Source organism: Streptomyces sp. NPDC101776 (assembly GCF_044766845.1).
Classification (GTDB): domain Bacteria; phylum Actinomycetota; class Actinomycetes; order Streptomycetales; family Streptomycetaceae; genus Streptomyces.
In genome coordinates, this window is the sequence record NZ_JBIWMV010000003.1 from 705,882 (window position 1) to 723,926 (window position 18,045).

Annotated in this window: 14 protein-coding genes and 1 pseudogene; 9 read left to right on the plus strand and 6 right to left on the minus strand. The window is 71.1% G+C overall.

Annotation, left to right across the window (positions count from 1 at the left end):
• Positions 1 to 62: 62 nt before the first annotated feature.
• Complete coding sequence (locus ACIRRY_RS14820) at positions 63 to 1,292, plus strand: PucR family transcriptional regulator (RefSeq protein WP_403972112.1); 1,230 nt, start codon at positions 63 to 65, stop codon at positions 1,290 to 1,292.
• A 139-nt stretch (positions 1,293 to 1,431) separates the two neighbouring features.
• Entirely contained in the window at positions 1,432 to 2,073 is a 642-nt protein-coding gene (locus tag ACIRRY_RS14825; RefSeq protein ID WP_403972114.1) for a cutinase family protein, read from the plus strand.
• Between the two features lie 78 nt (positions 2,074 to 2,151).
• Here ACIRRY_RS14825 and ACIRRY_RS14830 read toward each other — a convergent pair whose 3' ends face one another.
• The 4 genes from ACIRRY_RS14830 to ACIRRY_RS14845 all read right to left on the minus strand — a co-directional run bounded on the left by ACIRRY_RS14830 (position 2,152) and on the right by ACIRRY_RS14845 (position 10,409).
• Positions 2,152 to 3,921, minus strand: coding sequence for a hypothetical protein (locus ACIRRY_RS14830; protein WP_403972116.1), 1,770 nt, complete (start codon positions 3,919 to 3,921; stop codon positions 2,152 to 2,154).
• 120 nt (positions 3,922 to 4,041) lie between these two features.
• A complete protein-coding gene (locus ACIRRY_RS14835; RefSeq protein WP_403972118.1) occupies positions 4,042 to 4,476 on the minus strand; it encodes an OsmC family protein in 435 nt (144 codons plus the stop codon).
• Positions 4,477 to 4,562: 86 nt separating this feature from the next.
• On the minus strand, positions 4,563 to 6,476 hold the full coding sequence (locus ACIRRY_RS14840; RefSeq protein WP_403972120.1) for an N-acetylmuramoyl-L-alanine amidase: 1,914 nt from the start codon (positions 6,474 to 6,476) through the stop codon (positions 4,563 to 4,565).
• Positions 6,477 to 6,617: 141 nt separating this feature from the next.
• Entirely contained in the window at positions 6,618 to 10,409 is a 3,792-nt protein-coding gene (locus ACIRRY_RS14845; protein ID WP_403972122.1) for a hypothetical protein, read from the minus strand.
• 148 nt (positions 10,410 to 10,557) lie between these two features.
• On the opposite strand from ACIRRY_RS14845, the gene ACIRRY_RS14850 reads away from it, so the two are divergent.
• Positions 10,558 to 11,025 (plus strand): RICIN domain-containing protein, encoded by a 468-nt coding sequence (locus ACIRRY_RS14850; RefSeq protein ID WP_403972124.1) that lies wholly within the window; start codon positions 10,558 to 10,560, stop codon positions 11,023 to 11,025.
• Positions 11,026 to 11,371: 346 nt separating this feature from the next.
• Here the strand turns inward: ACIRRY_RS14850 and ACIRRY_RS14855 are convergent, their stop codons facing one another.
• Complete coding sequence (locus tag ACIRRY_RS14855; RefSeq protein WP_403972126.1) at positions 11,372 to 11,794, minus strand: YjbQ family protein; 423 nt, start codon at positions 11,792 to 11,794, stop codon at positions 11,372 to 11,374.
• A 122-nt stretch (positions 11,795 to 11,916) separates the two neighbouring features.
• On the opposite strand from ACIRRY_RS14855, the gene ACIRRY_RS14860 reads away from it, so the two are divergent.
• The 6 genes and pseudogenes from ACIRRY_RS14860 (at position 11,917) to ACIRRY_RS14885 (ending at position 17,165) form a co-directional block, all read left to right on the plus strand.
• On the plus strand, positions 11,917 to 12,000 hold the full coding sequence (locus tag ACIRRY_RS14860) for a putative leader peptide (RefSeq protein WP_315986669.1): 84 nt from the start codon (positions 11,917 to 11,919) through the stop codon (positions 11,998 to 12,000).
• 127 nt (positions 12,001 to 12,127) lie between these two features.
• Positions 12,128 to 13,021 carry an ABC transporter permease gene (locus ACIRRY_RS14865; protein ID WP_403972128.1) on the plus strand — a complete coding sequence of 298 codons (894 nt, stop codon included), beginning with the start codon at positions 12,128 to 12,130 and terminating at the stop codon, positions 13,019 to 13,021.
• On the plus strand, positions 12,994 to 13,761 hold the full coding sequence (locus ACIRRY_RS14870; RefSeq protein WP_403972130.1) for an ABC transporter ATP-binding protein: 768 nt from the start codon (positions 12,994 to 12,996) through the stop codon (positions 13,759 to 13,761). Before ACIRRY_RS14865 ends, ACIRRY_RS14870 begins: the two co-directional genes overlap by 28 nt.
• A 69-nt stretch (positions 13,762 to 13,830) precedes the next feature.
• Positions 13,831 to 14,856 carry an ABC transporter substrate-binding protein gene (locus tag ACIRRY_RS14875; protein WP_403972132.1) on the plus strand — a complete coding sequence of 342 codons (1,026 nt, stop codon included), beginning with the start codon at positions 13,831 to 13,833 and terminating at the stop codon, positions 14,854 to 14,856.
• A gap of 1 nt (position 14,857) precedes the next feature.
• Positions 14,858 to 15,999, plus strand: a pseudogene (locus ACIRRY_RS14880) (LLM class flavin-dependent oxidoreductase).
• 53 nt (positions 16,000 to 16,052) lie between these two features.
• Positions 16,053 to 17,165, plus strand: a complete 1,113-nt coding sequence (locus ACIRRY_RS14885) for an NAD(P)-binding domain-containing protein (RefSeq protein ID WP_403972134.1) — start codon at positions 16,053 to 16,055, stop codon at positions 17,163 to 17,165.
• A gap of 23 nt (positions 17,166 to 17,188) precedes the next feature.
• Here the strand turns inward: ACIRRY_RS14885 and mltG are convergent, their stop codons facing one another.
• Positions 17,189 to 18,031 (minus strand): endolytic transglycosylase MltG, encoded by an 843-nt coding sequence (mltG, locus tag ACIRRY_RS14890; protein WP_403972136.1) that lies wholly within the window; start codon positions 18,029 to 18,031, stop codon positions 17,189 to 17,191.
• Positions 18,032 to 18,045: the final 14 nt, after the last annotated feature.

Below are 18,045 nucleotides of genomic sequence, written 5' to 3' on the forward strand. Positions count from 1 at the left end.
CCCCTCGTCCCACGGGCAACGGTCCGTGGGCGAGCCGCCTCCGGGGGAAAGGAGTGTCCGTCGTGGCTGTCCCCACCCCGCGCGGAGTACCCACCGAGCCCGGAACCGCGCTGGTTCCCCCCGACCTGGCCGAGTTGCTGCGCGCCCAACTCGCCGCCGTCTCCAGCGAGGTGGAGGAGGTGGTGCGCAGTCAGGTGCCCGAGTACGCGCGGCCGACCGACGGGACCTACCGCGAGAACCTCAGGTCCGGGGTGGTGCAGGCGCTCACGCTGTTCGTCGACCACATCGCGGACCCGCACGGCCAGAACGCCGCGATGGCGGCGGCGTACTACGAGGAACTCGGGCGCGGCGAGGCCCTGGAGGGCCGCAGCCTGGAGGCGTTGCAGTCGGCGATTCGCGTGGGCGGGCTGCACGCCTGGCGGCTGATGGGCCGTACGGCGGAGGAACTCGGCCTGGATTCGGCGGTGGTGGCCGCGCTGGGCGAGCTGGCGTTCCGGACCGTGCACGAGGTCGCGGAGGCGGCCGCCGCCGGGTACGCGCAGGCGCGGTCCCGCAGCGCGGGCGAGGTGGAGCGGCGGCGTCGAAAACTGCTCGAACTGCTGCTGGGCGAGGGGCCGTTGGCACCGGAGACGCTGCAGGACCTGGCGCACGGCGCGCGGTGGCGAGTGCCGTCGCGGGTCGCCGTGATCGCGCTGGCGGGCCCGGCGGACCCGCGTGCGGAGGACCGGCCGCCGGCGATGCCGGGCGCGCTGGCGGACATGGAGTCACGGCCGCCGCGGGTGCTGGTGCCCGATCCGGAGGGCTACGGCCGGTTCGGCGGGCGGTCGTTCGTCCTCGGCCTGGGCGGACGCCCTGCGGCGATCGGTCCCACGGTCCCCGTCGTCGAGGCCGCGCGGTCCCTGCACTGGGCCACGCGGGCGCTGGGGCTGATGGGTCGCGGGGTGCTGCCCCGGCAGGGCGTCGTGCTGTGCGCCGACCATCTCTCGACGCTGCTGCTGCACAGCGACGAACCGCTGCTCGCGCAACTGGAGTTGCGGGCCCTGGCGCCGCTCGACGCCGCTTCCGAGGGTCAACGTCCGCGGCTGGCCGAGACCTTGCTGGCCTGGCTGCTCAGCGGCAGCAACGTCCCCGATGTCGCCGCCCGGCTCCATATCCACCCGCAGACGGTCCGCTACCGCCTGCGCCAGCTGGAGAAGCTCTTCGGCGCTTCCCTGCACGACCCGGGAACCCGGCTCGATCTGATCCTCGCGCTGCGTTCGGCGGAATTGCGGGAGGGTGAGCGGGACTCATGAAGCGACCGCGACTCACGAGCCGACAAAAACAGAGACGGTTTCTGAATTCCCGTCCATAACACTGGTAATGGGAACGCGAATACCTTCGGGAGAGTCCTTTCCACAGGCGCTGCACGCGCCCCACCCTCAAAGGATTCCCATGCGTATTCGATTATGCCTCGCCGCGCTCTCGCTGGCCGGCGGGGCCGGGCTCGCCACCCTCTCCGCACCCGCCGCATCGGCCGCCGCCTGCTCGGATCTCGATGTGGTGGCGGCCCGCGGCACCTTCGAGCCGGGCACACTCGGCCTGATCGTCGGCGACCCGGTGTTCTCCGCGCTCCAGCAGAAAATCACCGGAAAGTCGCTCTCCAGCTATGCGGTGAACTATCCCGCCGACCTTTCCCTCACGTCCGCCGCGACGGGAAACCTCGATGTGGTGAACCACGTCAACGCGCAAGCGGCGGCCTGTCCGAATCAGCGTTTCATTCTCGTCGGCTATTCGCAGGGCACGAACGTCGTCGACAACTCCATCGGCATCAGCAGCGACGGCGCGGTGGTCGGCAGTCCGATCGTGGCGACCATCCCCGCCGCGCTCGCGCCGCGAGTCGCCGCGGTGCTGCTGTTCGGCAACCCGATCCGGGCCCTCGGCAAGAGCGTCACCGGCACCTACCGGAGCCGCACCATCGACTTCTGCGCCAACGGTGACCCCATCTGCCAGAACGGCGGAACCGACGTCCTCGCCCACCTCGGTTACACCTCCGACGCGGGCGCGGCGGCCACGTTCGCCGCGGGCAAGATCTGAGCCGTAGCAGCGGAGCCGCAACAGCGCTGTGGGGCCCGGGAGTTGAACCTCCCGGGCCCTACTGGTGTGCGGGGCAGGCTACTTGGGCGACCGGGCGAAGGCGGCGAGGCTGCTGGAGACGAGCTCGGGGCGGCCGTTGTTCTGGACGGGCGCCGCTGTCAGGACGTCCAGGTGCTGGTAGCCGGGGGCGATCACGGGGTGCAGGTCGGCCGGGATGTGACCGGCGAGCAGCCCGTCGCCCGCGAGTACGGTGAGTGTCGGGTTGGCGGTCAACCCGCCCGGGTGCACGAGGAGTTGCTTCACCTGGGGTGAGGTCGCCAGCTCGATGTCGGTGACCAGCTTCGTCGGGAAGTACTGCTCGGTGAAGTCCAGCGGCTGCTCCCCCATACTGCGGGCCAGTTCGTGGATGTCGGTGACTTCCTTGGACGCGTCGGTGAAGGGGGTCCCGTTCGCCGACCGGTACCCGGGGTCGTCCGCGGCGCCGACCCGGTCGTAGTTCCGCCAGGTGTAGAGCGGGCCGTGCGGCTGGGCGGGGATGGCCTTGTACTCGACGCCGAAGAGCTGCGACTGGTCCGAACTCCCGTTGGCGGTGGGGAAGTTCTTGTCGGTGAGCGGTCCGCCGTCGAAGAGGCCGACGCTGCTCTGGAGGAACGCGAGGGGGACGGAGTTGTCGTCCATGAGGGCGCCGAGAACGGCGTCGTTGGTGAGCCGGAAGTCCTTCACCGCGGGTGAGCCGGTGAGGAAGGTGGCGGTGTCCCTGGAGAACAGGAAGCGGTTCGTGGCCTCGATGTTGACGTTGGAGGGGAGGTAGGCGGGCAGGTCGGCCTCGGCGGCGGGGTTCTTCGCGGCGCCCAGGCCGGCGATCGCGAGCAGGGTCATGGTCTCGGGGTTGAGTAGCACGGGTGCGGACAGCGAGCGCGAGAGGAGACCGCTGTCGAGCCCGGCCTGGACGACGCCGTAACCGAGCCCGATGTCCGGCAGGTTGGTGTCGTCCGGGATGCTGCCGCTCAGGTCCGCGAGCGAGGTGGAGATCGTCGTGTCGAGGGCGAAGTACCCGGCGCACTGGTTCTGTCCGGCGTCCGCCGTGGTGGCGGGGTCGCCGTCGAAGTCGGCCGCCGCGAAGTACCCGGTGATGACGCCGCCGAGCGAGTGTCCGCCGCACAGCACCTTGCTCCGGCGCAGCCCCTGGTCGGGCAACTCGGCGACGAGCAGGTCGTATTCGTCGCGCACGGTCTGCTGGATGCCGAGCTTGGCCATCCAGCCGAGTTGGTCGTTGCCGACGTACCCGGCGAAGGTCCGGCCGCCGACGGCCTCGCCCCGGTAGTAGTAGTCGACGGCCGTGTGCTGGTCGCCGGAGGCGATACCGGTCGGATCCTCAAGGCAGTTGGAGCGCCGGTCCAGGGCCCAGAACTCGATGTGCCGCCCCTGCGCGGCGGCTTGGGCGACCGTGTCGCGGGCGACGCTGTCGAACGCGCCGGCCCCCTCCAGGATGCCCGGCTGGGCCACGAGGATCCGGTCGGCGTCGGCCGCCGCGCTCGGGCCGTCGGCGGCGCGGTAGCGCAGATACGACAGCCAGTCGCACGCCCCCGGACGGGCGCCGAACGACTGCGGTAACGGCACTTTCACCCGCACCACCGACTCGACCACACCGTCGGCGGGATGCGTCGAGGCGACCGGGGTCTCGGTGCGCGCGCTCGCGCCCTGCGCCTGCGGGGCGGCCCCGGTGAGCACGCCCGCGGTCAACAGCGCCGCGAGCGCGGCACCGCGCCACGTCCTTGTCCGTCCTGCGCCGCGAAGTGCCCGTCCTGTGCGGGGACTTGTCCGTCCTGTGCTGCGACTCGTCTTCATGGCCGGACCGTAGGACGGCCGGGACCACGGGATCAGGCGGTGCTCACAAGAACGCAGCGCCCGGCGAGCCGCTTGTCACCGGCCCGCAGAGAACGGGCCGGTGCGAACGGGCCGGTGGGATCAGGCGTCCTTGATCGTCGCGGTGACGGGCGTGCCGGTCTCCACCGTGCGGCTGACCGTGCACAGCCGGTCGTGGGAGACGGTGACGGCGCGGGGCAGGATCGCGCGGGCCCGGTCCCCGGCCTCCCCCTCCGGGAAGGTCACGGCGAAGGTGACCGCGAGGTCGGTCATCCGGTTGCCCAGATCGTCGCTGACCTTGTTGCCGGTCACGGTGACGGTGAACCCGTCCGGCTCCGCGTGCCGTGTGGTCGCCACGTCGACGTCGGCGGCGGTACAACCCCCGATCGCGGCGAGCAGCAGCTCGACCGGGGTGAACTCGGTGGCACCGCCGGCGGCGGTACCGAAGTCGAGGGTGCCGCCGCGGGCGTTGGTCGCGGTGAAGCGGCCGGGAGCGGTGCGGTCTACGGTTACTTGGCGCAGGGGGTTGTCGGTCATGGTGGGGATCTTTCCAGAGAGCGCCACCGGATCCCGATGCCGGCCGGTGCGGGCAGGTCGTGTCCGCGCTGCCCGCACCGGACCCGTCAGGACACCTGCGAGGCGTCGACCAGGACGACCCGGTGGTTGTACTGGACGGTGTAGTACTTGGCCGCCCCGGTGACATAGGTGTCGCCCGAGACGAAGAAGTCGTCGGCGCTGACCGGCGGTTGGGTGGCGACGTAGGCCTGGCCCGCCGGGAAGGCGTAGAGGGTCAGGGGCTTCTGCGTGGACGGGGACAGGCCGGCGGGGTACTCCGACGCCTGGGGGTAGCCGGAGCCGTAGAGGGTCGCGGGCTGGTCGCCGGAGTGGAGGACCGTGGCGTCGGGCGCGGCGCAGGTGTTGATGCCGTGGGGGTTGTAGAACCACACCTTCGCGCCGCTGAACCAGATGGCGGTCCAGTCGCCGTCGGTGTCGGCGACCACGAACCGCTGGCCCGCCTCGACGGTGCTGCCCCAGTCGTGGATCGAGTCGGTGCCCGCGCTCGCGCCGGGGTGGATGGCGGGGTCGGCGAACAGGGGCGCGTCGGCGCTGGGCGCGGTGCGCACGGGGAGGAAGTTCGACGGTGCGGTCTGCTCGGTGCACTCGGTGGTGGCGCCCGTGGGGTCGTCGGGCGGGCAGACCTGGACGGTCTGCTCGTTGGTCGAGAACCGCGGGCTGATGGTGACCGCCGAGCCCACCCTCGGGACACGCCGGGCGGCGCTCTGCGCCTGGGCCGCCTTCGCCGGGGCGACCATGTTCATGAAGGCCGTCCAGTCCCAGTAGGGGCCCGGGTCCCAGTGCATGCCGGTGAGGTAACTGTCCTGCGGGCCGGGCACGTTGTCGTGGCCGATGATGTGTTCGCGGTCGAGCGGGATGTCGTACTTCGCGGCGAGGTACGTCACCAGATCGGCCGTCGCCTGGTACTGCGCCTGCGAGTACCAGGTGGCGCCGTGCGCGGCGTAGCCCTCGTGCTCGATGCCGATCGAGTGCATGTTGAACCAGTAGTTGCCGGCGTGGAACGCGATGTCCTTGGTGTGGGTCATCTGCGTGACGGCCGCGTCCGAGGCCCGCATGACGTAGTGCGCCGAGTCGCCGGACCCCGCTGTCTGGAAGGTCTTGATCGCGGCGTCGTAGGACGACTCGGTGTCGTGCAGGACGATGTACTTGATCCGCACCCCGTCGTCCGGCCGGCCCGCCACCTGCCCGTTGGAGGCGGCCGCGGCGAGGAAGGTGCAGTCGACCGTGGGCGGGCACTCCGTGTCGGTGGCCGTGGCGGCGGCTTTCAGGTTCAGTTCGGACAGCTGTCGCGTCTCGGGGCGGACTGCTCGCCGCGCCGGGAGTTGGACGTGCTGTCCGTCAACGGTGGTGCGCGAAGCGCCTGTTGACACGGTCTTGAAGACGCGGTCGGCGAAGAGCTGTGCGGCCTTCCGGTCCGACGACTGGCTGTACCTGGCCACCGCTCCGTACCAGTCGGCCGGGTCGGCGGATTCCTTCCCCGTCAACTCCCGCTCGTACGAGGCGAGCAGGGCGGCGCCGGCCCGGATGTTCTCGCGGTCGTCGGTGCGCAGTCTCGCCGTCGGAGTGCCGGTGAGTCCGGCCGCCGTGTGGAGGGTGTGCAGGGCCGGGTCCGAGGTCAGCTCGGCGAGGTCACCGCGGCCGACGGCACCCGCCGAACCTTCGGACAGCATCGTGGCGGTGACGTCCGTGAGGTTCATCGGGCCGTAGCCGCCCGAGGTGTTGTACTGCCCGTCGTGGTCGTCCCACCCCGACTCCTGGTACGACACGGCCAGCAGCACGGGCAGCGGTACGCCGAACTCCTTTGCCGCGTCGGCGAACGAGGCCTGCCGGTCGGCGGCCGGGGGCTGCGCGGCCTGTGCCGTCGACGGCAGAACGGCGAGACAGCCCGCGGCCACGGTGCCGCCGGCCAGGATCGCGGCCAGCGCCTTGCGGGGTGAACTTCTACGTGACGATTGCTGCAAGGATCTTCCCTTGTGTCCGGTGCTCTACGGCAGACGTGCGGCGCGACGACTGCCGGAACCACTGTGCGGAAGTCTCCGGCATCGCCGACCGGACTTGGCAACTCCCTTGCCTGACAGGCGAGTCGGCGCCTGTCCGGGGTCTCAGTCGAGGGCATCGCAGGGCGGGTCGAAGTCCGTCGCCGGAAAGTACCGTGCCCATTCGGCTCTGGTGATCCTCGGGTACGCGTTGTCGCAGACGCGGGCGGCGACCCGGTCCAAGTCGGTGTCCCAGAGCCGGAGCGTGAAGTCGTTGCCGCCGGTGGCCAGGGTGTCGCCGTGCGGGCCGAACGCCACGGCCGGTACCGGGTTCGCGTGGCCGGTGAGGACGGCGGGCGCGGTCGTAGTCGTATCGCGTACGTCCCACAGAAGAGCCTTGCCGTCGGCCGCGCCGGCGACCAGTCGGCGACCGTCCGGGGAGAAGGCCAGGGAGTAGAGCCAGGAGCCGGACGGCCGTAGCCGCTTCAGCGTCCGCGGGCGGCCGAGGTCGCCGACGTCGATCAGCCAGACCGTCCGGTCCGGCCGGTGGATCGCGGCCAGGCTCCGGTTGTCGGGGCCGAACGTGCCGTCGGTCAGCTGCTCCGACCGTAGCGGGGACGGGAGTTCGCGGAGGCTGCGCGGATTGCCGATGTCCCAGAACCGCAGGGAGCCGACGTTGCCCGTGCTCGTCACCAGCGTGCGGCCGTCCGGCCGGAACGACGCCATCGTGACCTCCGGCCCGCCCTCGGCGATCCGGCTCAGCGGCCGGGGACGGCCGGGGTCGGCCAGGTCCCACAGTCCGGCCCCGTGCTGCGCCCATACGACGAGCAGCCGACCGCCGGGATCGAAGGCGGCCCCGGCGACCTCGCCGGTGTGGCAGGGGAGGACCGACCTGAGCCGTGGTCGTCGTGGGTCGGACACGTCCCAGACGCGGACGGTGGTGTCCTCGCTCGCGGTGGCGAGGGTGCGCCCGTCCGGGCTGAAGGCCACGGACCTGACGAACCTGGTGTGTCCGCGCAGGACCGCCAGCGGCCACAGCGCCCGGCCGCCGGTGACCTGCCACAGCCGTGCGGCGCCGTCCCAACTGGCGCTGGCGAGCAGCCGGCCGCCGGGGGCGAACGCGAGGGACGTGACGACGTCGTCGTGGGTCGCGAGCGACAGGTCCCGCAGGTCCAGCAGCCGGTCGGCGTTTGCGAGCACACGGCCGTCCGGGCTGAACACGGCCTGGTAGGCCCCGCCGGGAATCGCGCTGACGCGCTGGGGACGGTCCGGTGCGGTGAGGTCCCAGAACAGGGTCGACCCGCCGACCGAGACGAGGGTGCGGCCGTCGGGGCCGAACACCACCGACCAGACGATCGCCGTATGACCGAGCAGGACGGTCGGTGGCCGTGCCTGGGAGCCGTCGTCGCCGAGGTGCCAGATCCGTGCGGTGTGGTCCCAACTGCCGGTCGCCAGGCTCCGGCCGTCCGGACTGAACGCCACCGAGGTCACGATGTCGGTGTGTCCGCGCAGCACGTCGAGTCGGCGTGGCTCGGCCGGATCCGTGACGTCCCACAGTCTCGCGGTGGTGTCGCCGGTGGTCGCCAGCGTGCGCCCGTCCGGGCTGAACGCCGCCGAGGTGACCGCGCTCGTGTGGCCGGGGAGGGTGGCCAGCCATCGGGGATGCCGGGGATCCCGTACGTTCCAGAGCCGGGTCACGCCGTCGGTGTGTCCGACGGCGATCAGGTCGCCGCCGGGCCGGAACGCCAGCCACAACGGTCCGGCGGTCGACTCCGGCAGGGTGCTCAGCGCGGCGGGAGCCCGGGGGTCCGTCACGTCCCACAGCCGCACCGACCGTTCGCTCGCCGTCGCCAGCACACGACCGCCCTGCCCGAACGAGACCGACAGCATCCGCCAGGGCTGGTGCAGGACCGCGAGCCGGACGGGACGGTGGGCGTTCCGCACGTCCCACAGCCCGACTGTGCGGTCCCAACTCGCGGTGGCGACAATCGGGTTCCGGGGAGCGAAGGCGGTCGAGACGACCTCGGCCGTATGGCCGGTGAGACGGCTCGTGTACGGCGTCGCGAAGGTGTTCCTGAGCTGATCACGGACGTCGGCCGTGGGCGCCAGCCGGTAGGCGGCCAGGTTCAACTGCGCGGCCAGCGCGGGGTTCTCCTGTCGTAACTCGACCGCGTCCGTGGCGACCTTGCGGGCGATGGCCACGTTGCGCTGCCGGACTGCCGAGTTGCGCGAGCCGACGGCCAGCACGCCGGTGGTGACCGCGGTGATCACCAACACGGTGAGCAGCGTGACCAGTTGGCGCAGGCGGACCGTCCGCCGTCTGGCCGCCGCCAGTTCACCGGCCTGCGCGTCGCCGCTCGCGTCGAGGAAGCTCCGTTCCCTGGACGTCAGTTGGCCGCCCGCCGCGCTGGCCAGGTCCAGGGCGGCGGACAGGCGGGCCCCTCGCCACAGCGCGTGCGGGTCGCGGCCGTGTGCCTCCCAGTCGGCGGTCGCGTCGGTGAGCTGCCGGTGCAGGAGCAGCCGTTCCCGGTCCTCGGTGAGCCAGCCGCGCAGTCTCGGCCAGCACCGGATGATCGCCTCGTGGGTGATCTCGACGTACCGCTCGTCCAGGGTCACCAACCTTTGCCGGGCGAGGGATTCGAGTACGAAGGCGGTGTCGGGGCCCGGGTCCAGCTCGTCCGGGGTGATGCGGCGTCTGGTGTCCTCGGTCGCGTCGCCCAGTGCCGTCAGCCGGAGGAACAGCGATCGGGCGAGGTCCTGCCGTACCGGTGACAGCGCGCGGTAGGCGGTCTCGGCGGTCCGCGCGAGCGCGTGCTGGATGCCGCCGGCCGCCAAGTACCCGTCCAGGGTGAGGCGGTTGCCGCTGCGGCGGCGCCAGGTCTCCACCATCGCGTGCGAGACCAGGGGCAGCGCACCCGGCTGACCGGTCGCGTCGGCGACCACGGCCGCAAGTAGCGGTCCGGTCACCGTGCAGCCGACGAGCCCGGCGGGCCGGGTGACGGCCTCGCGCAGTTCCTGGCTGCTCATCGGGCCGACGGCGAGCTGCGCGTCGCGCATCGCCTCGACCAGCCGGGGATCCTGGACGCAGTGGCCGTAGAAATCGGCGCGGACGCCGAGCACCACCCGGGTCCGGCTGGTCGGCGCGGTGGTCGCGGCCGTCAACTGGGCGATGAACGCGTCTCGTTCGTCCCGGTCGCGGCAGAGGGTGAAGACCTCCTCGAACTGGTCGACCACGATCAGGGTGTCGACGTCCGGTGCGTGGTCGACCATGGTCTGCCGGATCCGCAGGTGCAGTGCCTCGGGATCGGCGCGCAGTTCGGTCAGCAGCGCTCCGGGGGCCTCGCCCGTCAGCGCGGCGAGGCGGACGGCGCACTCCTCCAGTGGGTGCGGTCCCGGCGTGAGGAGCAGCACCGGCCAGCCCGCCGCCCGCGCACGGGCGACGAGCCCCGCCCGCAGCAGCGAGGACTTCCCCGAACCGGACGGCCCGAAGACCGTCAGGAACCGCCGTTCCCGCACCCGCGCGAGCACCTCGTCGGTCAGCCGCTCGCGCCCGAAGAAGCGGTCGGCGTCCTCGGGTTGGAACGCCGACAGTCCGGCGTACGGCGTGCCCGGCCCGCCGGGTTCCGCGGGCCCGTCGCCTTGCGCGACCGCGGCGATCTCGGCGGCTACCGTGTGCCAGCGGGCCTCCCATGCGCGGCGGTCGCCCTGGCACGCCTCGACGTAGGCGAGCGTGACGCTCAGGCTCGGGAACGCGCGCCCGCCCGCGGCGTCGGACAGCGTGGTGGACGAGTAGTGCGCCCTCTTGGCCATCGTCCGGTACGGCGGCCGGCCCGCCGTCTCGCGCAGCTTCCGCAGCTCGGCCGCGAAGCCCGTGAGCGGACCGGCGTCCAGGTCAAGCGGCCGTTCGGCGCGTGGCATGGCCTTCCCCTTCCGTGCCCTTCCAGAGCCGGAACGCGCGCTGGTTGTCCGGCTGTTGTTGTCCGGCGCCGACGCCCCGGCGCCGGACAACCCTCGGCGCGTAGCCATGAGTCAGCGCAACCGCGCACCGGATATGTGGAGGGACACCATGAAGGCTGCGAAACAACTGGTGCCGCTGCTGGCGGCGATCGGGCTCACGATCGGCGCTCTCGTGACGGCACTGCCGGCACACGCCGCGGCACCGCTGCTCAGGTCCAACCTGAACGGGAAGTGCGCCGACATCTTCATGTTCCACAACGAGAACGGCGCCTCGACCGTGACGTGGGACTGCACCGGCAACACCAACCAGCAGTGGCGCTGGGACGGCGAGCAGATCCGTTCGGGCATGAACGGCAAGTGTCTGGAGATCTACGCCGCCGTTCCCGGTGACCAGGGATCGGTGAGCATGTGGGACTGCAACGGCGACAGCCACCAGAAGTGGTACCGCAACGGCGGCGAGATCCGCAGCCGGATGAACGGCAAGTGCCTGGACATCCTGGGCGGCCGGCCTGAGAACGGCCAGCTCCTGGTGAGCTGGAGCTGCAACGGAGCGAGGAGTCAGAGCTGGGACTTCTGAACGACGGCCCGGCCCGGCACTCCAAGTGCCGGGCCGGGTCACGGTCGTTCGCGCACGGTACTCGCGTCGATCGCACACGGGACGAGCGTCGCGTATCGCGTGGGAGGCGGGGGCGGAACGGTCCGCTGTCACCCGGACGGGTTGTCCCCGCCCATCACGCGCAGGCCGTCGTCGGTATAGGTCCAGCTCTGCCCGTACGGGTTCGGGCGGCCGTCGGAGAAGTCGTAGGTGTAGCACTGGGTGTCCGTGACGGCTCCGCCGTCCTGCGCGTCGTAGCCGAGGGACAGGTCAGCGACGGTGCCGGCGACAAGAAGATGTCAATCCCGCACTCGTCACGCCTGGGGCCTCACCCGAGGAACGACAACCGAACCATCCGGTCCGGATTGTCCCTGTTCGTGTCGACCAGACACACCGACTGCCACGTCCCCAACTCCAGCCGTCCGCCCATCACCGGCAGCGTCGCATGCGGGGGTACGAAGGCCGGGAGGACGTGGTCGCGGCCGTGGCCGGGGCTGCCGTGGCGGTGCCGCCAGCGGTCGTCGGCGGGGAGGAGGGTGTGCAGGGCGGCGAGCAGGTCGTCGTCGCTGCCGGCGCCCGTCTCCAGGATCGCGACGCCCGCCGTGGCGTGCGGGACGAAGATGTTGAGCAGGCCGTCGCGGCCGGTCGCAACCTCCCGGAGGAAGGCCTCGCAATCGCGGGTCAGGTCCATGACCCGCTCCCTGGAACCGGTGGCGACGTTGAGGACTCGGGTGGTGAAGGCAGCTGACATGTCTCCATCCTGACCCATCCGTCGGGCTCCCCGTCCGAGCGACTGCCCGGTCCGTGATACGAGGGGTCCAGTCCGCGAGACACCGTTGACCGTGGCACGCCATCTGACCTAGTTTCGGCCGCATGTTGCGTTCAGTTCTGCTCACCACGCGCGGTCACATCGACCTGCTGCGGGTGGCCTCCGCCGCGTGTTGCCGCGGCTGCTGACGCCTTCTTCCGCCTCACCCCCTCTCCTCCCGCACTCCGCTGCGCCCGCGCACACCGGCGTGACGCGGCGGCGTTGAGGCGTATCCCCTTCCTCACCGGACGCTCTCCCCCACTCCGTGGAGCACCCATGAGCATCAGCCATGCCCCACCCGACTCCTCCGGGCCCGACATTTCCCGTATATCCACTGCGAAGGCCGACGCGGACGCTCCCTCTCCCCTCGAACTCGTCCCCCTCGTCCCCACCTCCGCCCGCCGCACCCGCGTCCCCCGCTGGCTGCGCCGCACCACCGGCCCGCTCGTGCTGCTCGCGCTGTGGCAACTCCTCAGCAGCACCGGGGTGTTGACCTCGGACGTGCTCGCCTCGCCCGGACGGATCGCGCACGTCGGCTGGGATCTCGTCGACAGCGGTTCGCTGACCTCGGCCATGACCACCTCGCTCCAGCGGGTCGCGATCGGCCTGCTGCTCGGTACCGTCATCGGCACCGGACTCGCCCTGGTCTCCGGCCTGTTCAGGATCGGCGAGGACCTGGTCGACGCCCCCGTACAGATGCTGCGGACCGTGCCCTTCGTCGGGCTGATCCCGCTGTTCATCATCTGGTTCGGCATCGGCGAGGCGCCCAAGGTCGCCATCATCACGCTCGGGGTGACCTTCCCGCTCTACCTCAACGTCTACGCCGGAATCCGGGGCGTGGACAGCCAGTTGATCGAGGCTGGGGAGTCGCTGGGGCTGTCCCGCTGGGGGCTCGTACGGCATGTGGTGCTGCCGGGTGCGCTGCCCAACGCGATGACCGGGCTGCGCTACTCCCTCGGCATCGCCTGGCTGGCGCTCGTCTTCGCCGAGCAGATCAACGCGGACGCCGGGATCGGCTTCCTCATGGTGCAGGCGCGGGACTTCCTGCAGACCGACGTGATCGTGGTCTGCCTGATCGTCTACGCCTTCCTCGGCCTGCTGGCCGACTTCGTCGTCCGAACCCTCGAGAGGCTGCTGCTGCAATGGCGACCGACGTTCACGGGCCGGTGAGCACACAGGCGGCGGCCTCCTCGCCGACGACCACGCCGGCCGTACGGGTCGAGGGGCTGACCCGCTCCTTCGACGGCCGTCCCGTCATCGACAAGCTCCAACTCGACGTACGGCAGGGCGAGTTCGTGGCGCTGCTGGGCCGCAGCGGCTGCGGCAAGTCCACGTTGCTGCGCATTCTCGCCGGGCTGGACCGGGACATCGAGGGCACCGTCCTCGTGCCGCGCCGCAAGGCCGTCGCGTTCCAGGCGCCCCGGCTGATGCCGTGGAAGAAGGTGTGGCGCAACGTCCTGCTCGGACTGCCCGGCAAGCCCGAACGTGCCGTCGCCGAGCGGGCGTTGGCGGAGGTCGGGCTCGGGGACCACGCCGACGCCTGGCCCAAGACGCTGTCCGGTGGTGAGGCGCAGCGTGCCTCGCTGGCCCGTGCCCTGGTGCGCGAGCCCGATCTGCTGTTGCTCGACGAGCCGTTCGGCGCGCTCGACGCCCTCACCCGTATCAAGGCCCAGCGGCTGGTGGGCGAACTGTGGCAACGGCGGGGCTGCGCCGTCCTGTTGGTGACCCATGACGTCGAGGAGGCGGTGCTGCTCGCCGACCGGGTCCTGGTGATGGACGACGGTGTCATCGCGCACGAGCAGCGCATCGACCTCGACCGGCCGCGCGACATCACCGACCCCCGGTTCGCCGAACTGCGCGCCGGACTCCTGGAACGCCTCGGCGTCGACACCGCCGCCGAAGCCGCCTGAACTCCCCCACGTATCAACCCGGTTCAACCCAGTTGCCGAGACCAGATACCGAGAACGGACTCCCCCCTCATGCGACGAAGCCTCGTCCCCGCCGCCCTGCTGCTCCCTCTCGCCCTCCTGCTCACCGCCTGCGGCGGGAACTCGGCCGCCGAGACCTCGACCGGTACCGACGGCAAGGGCTCGCTCACGCTCAACGTCGGTGACCAGAAGGGCGGTTCGGAGGCGGTCCTGCGGGCCGCCGGTGAACTCAAGAACCTGGACTACAAGATCAAGTGGTCCACGTTCACCTCGGGCCCGCCACTCCTGGAGGCCGTCAACGCCAAGGCCGTCGACATCGGCGGTGTCGGCAACACCCCGCCGGTGTTCGCCGCGGGCGCGGGTTCGAAGATCAAGGTGGTGGCCGCCTGGCACGGCACGTCCGAGGGCGACGCCGTCCTCGTGCCGAAGGACTCGAAGCTCACCGCGCCGCAGCAGCTCAAGGGCAAGTCCATCGCCGTGGCGCAGGGTTCGTCCGCGCACTTCCAACTCGTCGCCTCCCTCAAGGCGGCGGGGCTCGCGCTGAGCGACGTCAAGGTGAAGTACCTCCAACCGGCCGACGCGCTGGCCGCGTTCACCTCCGGCAAGGTCGACGCGTGGGCGGTGTGGGACCCGTACACCTCGCAGATCCTCCAGGCCGAGCAGGGCCGCGTGCTCACCACCGGTCAGGGCGTGACCAACGGTCTCACCTTCCAGGTGGCGGCGCCCGGCGCACTCCAGGACACGAAGAAGGCCGCCGCCATCAAGGACTACCTCGACCGGCTGCGGCGGGCCCAGACATGGGTGTTCACGCATCAGGAGGCGTGGGCCAAGGTGTGGTCGAAGGACACCGGGCTGCCGTACGAGGTGGCGCTGGCGTCGGTGAAGCGGACCAACTCCACCCGGGTCTCGGTCGCCGTCGACAAGCCGCTGATCGCCTCGGAGCAGCAGATCGCCGACACCTTCACCCAACTCAAGCTGATTCCGCGGACGGTGGACTTCGCCGAGTTCGTGGACACGCGCTACAACGGCGGCCTGCCGGCCTCCACCTCCGCTCCGCGCACCTCGGGAGGTTCGTGACATGGGCGTACGTCTGCACTGGTTCCTGCCGACCGGCGGCGACGGCCGTACGCTCGTCGACCGCACGCCTACGGGCCCAACCGGGCGGGCGCGGTCCGCGGGGTGCGTCCGCCTGACATCGAGTACCTGGCCCAAATCGCCAAGGCGGCCGAGCAGTTGGGCTTCGAGGCGGTGCTCACGCCGACCGGCACGTGGTGCGAGGACGCCTGGCTGACCACCGTGGCGCTCGCGCAGCACACCGAGCGGCTGAAGTTCCTGGTGGCGTTCCGGCCCGGGGTGATCTCCCCGACGCTGGCCGCGCAGATGGCGGCGACCTATCAACGCCTCACGCGCGGGCGGCTGTTGCTCAATGTCGTCACGGGTGGCGACTCGGCCGAGCAGCGGCGGTTCGGCGACCATCTCGACCACGATCGGCGGTATGCCCGTACGGACGAGTTCCTGTCGGTCGTACGAGGGGTGTGGCGGGGAGAGCCGTACGACTTCGACGGTGTGCACTACCAGGTCGAGGGCGGGCTGACCGCACTGCCGCCCGATCCGGTGCCACAGGTGTTCTTCGGCGGGTCGTCGGCTGCGGCCGGGCCGGTGGCCGCCCGGCATGCGGACGTGTATCTCACCTGGGGAGAACCGCCGGCGCAGGTCAAGGAGAAGATCGACTGGATTCGCGGGCTCGCCGAGCGGGAGGGACGGGACGTGCGGTTCGGGGTACGGCTGCACACCATCTCGCGGGATTCGTCGGCCGAGGCGTGGGCGACCGCGAACCGGCTGCTCGACGATCTCGACGCGGACACGATCGCGGCGGCGCAGACCGCCCTCGGGCGCAGTGAGTCGGTGGGTCAGCAGCGGATGCTGGCGCTGCACGGCGGTTCGCGGGCCGAGCTGGAGATCCACCCGAACCTGTGGGCGGGGGTCGGTCTCGTCCGGGGTGGCGCGGGCACGGCGCTAGTCGGCAGCCATGCGGAGGTCGCCGACCTGATCGAGGAGTACCACTCGCTGGGTGTCGAGCACTTCGTGCTGTCCGGGTATCCGCATCTGGAGGAGGCGTACTGGTTCGGGGAGGGCGTGATTCCCGAGTTGGCGGCGCGCGGGCTGGTCGAGGGGCCGGCGCGGGCGGGTGTGCCGTTCCTGGTGGGCAGCGGGCGCTGAGCGCGCGGGAGGACTTCGGGAAGATCCACGGCCCCGGTGCTGTTCGTAGAAGCGTGAACAACACCCGTGAGGTCGACGTGGTCGTCATAGGCGCCGGGCAGGCAGGACTGGCCGGCGCCTATCACCTGCGGCGCACCGGTTTCGAGCCGGCGCGCGACTTCGTGGTGCTGGACCACGCGCCCGCACCGGGCGGGGCCTGGCAGTTCCGGTGGCCGTCGCTGACGTACGGCAAGGTGCACGGAATGCACGCGCTGCCGGGCATGGAACTGACGGACGGGGATCCCGACCGGCCGTCCTCCGAAGTCGTGGCCGAGTACTTCGCCGCCTACGAACGCGCCTTCGACCTGCGGGTGCGGCGGCCTGTGGATGTGCGGGCGGTACGGGAGGGCGCGGACGGTCGGCTGCTTGTCGAGACGTCCGACGCATCGGCCGGATCTGACGCATCGGACGGATTCGATGGTGTCTGGTCGACGCGGGCGCTGATCAATGCCACGGGTACCTGGGACCGGCCGTTCTGGCCGCGCTATCCGGGTCAAGAGACGTTCCGTGGGCGGCAGTTGCACACCGCGCAGTATCCGGGGCCCGAGGAGTTCGCCGGGTTGCGGGTGGTCGTGGTGGGCGGGGGCGCGTCCGGTACCCAGCATCTGATGGAGCTCGCCCCGTACGCGTCCGCGACAACGTGGGTGACCCGGCGTCCGCCGGTGTTCCGCGAGGGGCCCTTCAGTGAGGACGTGGGCCGGGCGGCCGTAGCGCTGGTGGAGGAACGGGTGCGGCAGGGACTGCCCCCGAGGAGTGTCGTCTCCGTGACCGGGCTCCCGCTGAACGACGCGATCCGGCAGGCCATCGCGGACGGCGTCCTGGATCGGCAGCCGATGTTCGACCGGATCACGCCCGACGGGGTGGACTGGGACGACGGCCGGCATGTGGACGCCGATGTCATCCTGTGGGCAACCGGGTTCCGGGCGGCCATCGACCATCTGGCCCCGCTGAAGCTACGCGGTCCGGGCGGCGGCATCCGCCTCGACGGCACCCGAGTGGTCGCGGACCCACGCGTCCACCTGGTCGGCTACGGGCCGTCGGCAAGCACGATCGGCGCCAATCGCGCGGGGCGCGCGGCGGTACGGGACATCAGGCGGTTGCTGGCCCGGGAGCCGAGCGCCGCCTGACGTCGTCCTGAGTTTTGAGCGGGTCACCTCGTGGGCGGCGCGCTGCTCTTCTGGGCCGCGTTGAACTCGGCGACGTTGCGCTGGTGTTCCTCGTAGGTGGCCGCGAAGCGGGTGTCGCCGGGCTTGACCGTGACGAAGTAGAGCCAGTCGCCCGGGGGCGGGTTGATCGCGGCGCGCATCGCGTCCTCGCCCGGGTTGTCGATCGGGGTGGGCGGCAGTCCCATGCGCTGGTAGGAGTTGTAGGGGCTGTCGAGGCGGGTGTCGCTGGTGGTGGTCTTCAACGTGGCGCGGTTCAGCGCGTAGTTGATGGTCGAGTCCATCTGCAACGGCATCCCGCGTTCGAGGCGGTTGAAGATGACGCGGGCCACCTTCCCCATGTCCGCCTTGGAGGCCGCCTCGGCCTGCACGATGCTCGCGATGGTGACGGCCTGGTAGACGTTCATCGCGTTGCGCTGGGCGCCGGCGGCGACCGGGGCGCCGTTGAACTTCCGGTTCGCGGTGTTGACCATGAACGACAGCAGCGACGCGGGCGTCGACTTCTTCTCCAGCGGATACGTCGCCGGGAAGAGATACCCCTCGGGGTTGCCCTCAGCGTCGGTCGGCAGCTTCAGGCCGGATTTCGCGATCGACTTCTTGGTGGTGCCGACCGGCAGCGCGAGGACCTTGTCGACGGCTTCGTAGATCTGGCCCGAGCGCCAGCCCTCCGGGATCACCAGTGACGTGGGTCGCGCGTCCCCCTCGCTCTCCAGGCTCAGCAGCGGCACCGCCACGGCGGTGCCGGCCACGACGGCCCCGGTCGCGATGAGGGCGACCCGGCCCCTGCGGGTCAGTCGAATCGTGCTCCGTGGCGGAGTGTTCATCTGCATGCGGGCACGGTAAC

Excerpts from the sequence above, each read along its gene's own strand:
- ACIRRY_RS14825 (WP_403972114.1), top strand. The coding sequence starts at position 1,432 with ATGCGTATTCGATTATGCCTCGCCGCGCTCTCGCTGGCCGGCGGGGCC.
- ACIRRY_RS14830 (WP_403972116.1), bottom strand. The coding sequence starts at position 3,921 with ATGAAGACGAGTCGCAGCACAGGACGGACAAGTCCCCGCACAGGACGG.
- ACIRRY_RS14835 (WP_403972118.1), bottom strand. The coding sequence starts at position 4,476 with ATGACCGACAACCCCCTGCGCCAAGTAACCGTAGACCGCACCGCTCCC.
- ACIRRY_RS14845 (WP_403972122.1), bottom strand. The coding sequence starts at position 10,409 with ATGCCACGCGCCGAACGGCCGCTTGACCTGGACGCCGGTCCGCTCACG.
- ACIRRY_RS14850 (WP_403972124.1), top strand. The coding sequence starts at position 10,558 with ATGAAGGCTGCGAAACAACTGGTGCCGCTGCTGGCGGCGATCGGGCTC.
- ACIRRY_RS14855 (WP_403972126.1), bottom strand. The coding sequence starts at position 11,794 with ATGTCAGCTGCCTTCACCACCCGAGTCCTCAACGTCGCCACCGGTTCC.
- ACIRRY_RS14860 (WP_315986669.1), top strand. The coding sequence starts at position 11,917 with ATGTTGCGTTCAGTTCTGCTCACCACGCGCGGTCACATCGACCTGCTG.
- ACIRRY_RS14865 (WP_403972128.1), top strand. The coding sequence starts at position 12,128 with ATGAGCATCAGCCATGCCCCACCCGACTCCTCCGGGCCCGACATTTCC.
- ACIRRY_RS14870 (WP_403972130.1), top strand. The coding sequence starts at position 12,994 with ATGGCGACCGACGTTCACGGGCCGGTGAGCACACAGGCGGCGGCCTCC.
- ACIRRY_RS14875 (WP_403972132.1), top strand. The coding sequence starts at position 13,831 with ATGCGACGAAGCCTCGTCCCCGCCGCCCTGCTGCTCCCTCTCGCCCTC.
- mltG (WP_403972136.1), bottom strand. The coding sequence starts at position 18,031 with ATGCAGATGAACACTCCGCCACGGAGCACGATTCGACTGACCCGCAGG.